The sequence below is a fragment of the Kitasatospora sp. NPDC001225 genome, from assembly GCF_053597855.1.
In genome coordinates this window covers 1-1,377 of the sequence record NZ_JBSFJC010000452.1, presented here as the reverse complement: position 1 = coordinate 1,377, position 1,377 = coordinate 1, and the positions used below count along the sequence as shown (strand labels likewise).

Sequence of the window (1,377 nt, the reverse complement as noted above, 5' to 3'; positions counted from 1 at the left end):
CCAGGATGGCGGCGATGGCGGGCAGCGCCGACTCGTCCCCGGCCAGCAGCACCCAGCCGGGGTCGGCGGGCAGCCGGAACTCCACGCCGCCGGCTTCCTCGACGGCCGGTCCGCAGACCACCACCCGGTCGCCGGGCGCGGCCGTGGCGGCCCACCGGGAGCCCGGGCCAAGGTCCCCGTGCACGGCGATGTCGATGTCGATCTCGTCGGGGTCGCGGCGCTGGCCGCGGACGGTGTAGGTGCGCAGCACCGGGCGCACCCGCGGGTCGGCCTCCCGCCAGCTCTGGTACCAGCCGAAGTCGCCGTCGCCGGGCGGGATCAGCGGCTCGGACTGCCCGGGGAGCGGCAGCAGCAGCTTGATCCGCTGGTCGAGGCCGCCGTTGACGAACCCGGTGAGGCTCTCACCGGTGAGCGCGACGCGGACCAGGTGCGGGGTGAGCCTGGCGGTGCGGGCGACGCGCAGGGGGAAGAGCGCGAAACGGGCGGGAGCGGTGACGGTGGACAGGGCGGGCTCCTTCCAGCGAACGGGCGGACGCCGCGGCCGTGCCGGTCCGTACGTCGCCGACGCGCACCGCAGCTTAGGTGAGGCTAACCTAAACTCCGCGCCGAGGACAGCCGCCCTGGTTCGCCGTCAGTCACCGTTCCCGTCAGCCGCCGTTCCCGTCAGTCACCGCTCCCGGCCGCCACCGGGTCAGTGATGCCGCCGGGCGAGGCCTCGCCCCGGACGTCCCAGCCGGCCAGGCGGGCCGCGGGCTCGTAGACGGACTCGTAGAAGTCCAGCACCACGGCACGCGCGTCCTCCCGGCCGCGGACCTCGTCGTACGGCAGGACGGCAAGGTGGCTGCCGCTGCGCTCCACCCAGCGGGCGGCACCGGGGCGGAGCGGGCTGTCGGCCAGGCCGGCGGGCTCGGGGGCCGCGTAGGAGTAGAAGGCCGGGTCCGGGAAGGAGTCGTCGCCGAACCAGAAACCGGAGCTCACGACCTCGCGGGAGTAGGCCTCGCGGGTCACCGGGTCGACGGTCCGCGGCTGTTCGATCACCCGGCCGGAGAAGCGGGTGACGGCGATGTCGAAGGTGTGCCAGAAGTGGTGCACCGGGCTGATCTTCCCGCAGAAGCCGGCGGCGAACTCCTCCAGCACCAGGTTGACCTGGCTCAGCACCTGCCAGTAGCGGTTGACCCAGAACGGGTCGTAGGCGGCGTGCTCGGTGTCCTCGGTGAACGGCCGGCCGGCGTCGGGCAGGTCGAACGGGAACGGGTGCGAGACCGTGACCGGCACGCCGACCGCCGCGAGGGAGTCGAGCGTACGGCGGTAGAACGACGCCACGGACTGCCCGGTGAGCGGGAACGAGGCCGTGCGGCCGTCCGAGGAGGAGACCAC

Annotated in this window: 2 protein-coding genes; both read right to left on the bottom strand. The window is 73.9% G+C overall.

Features of this window, described 5'->3' with window-relative positions:
* A partial coding sequence (locus ACWDCZ_RS41390; protein ID WP_449818731.1) for a siderophore-interacting protein occupies positions 1-427 on the bottom strand: 427 nt, incomplete at its 3' end.
* 236 nt (positions 428-663) lie between these two features.
* Positions 664-1,377: DUF5996 family protein (locus ACWDCZ_RS41385; RefSeq protein WP_449818730.1), on the bottom strand; the 714-nt coding region annotated here is incomplete at its 5' end.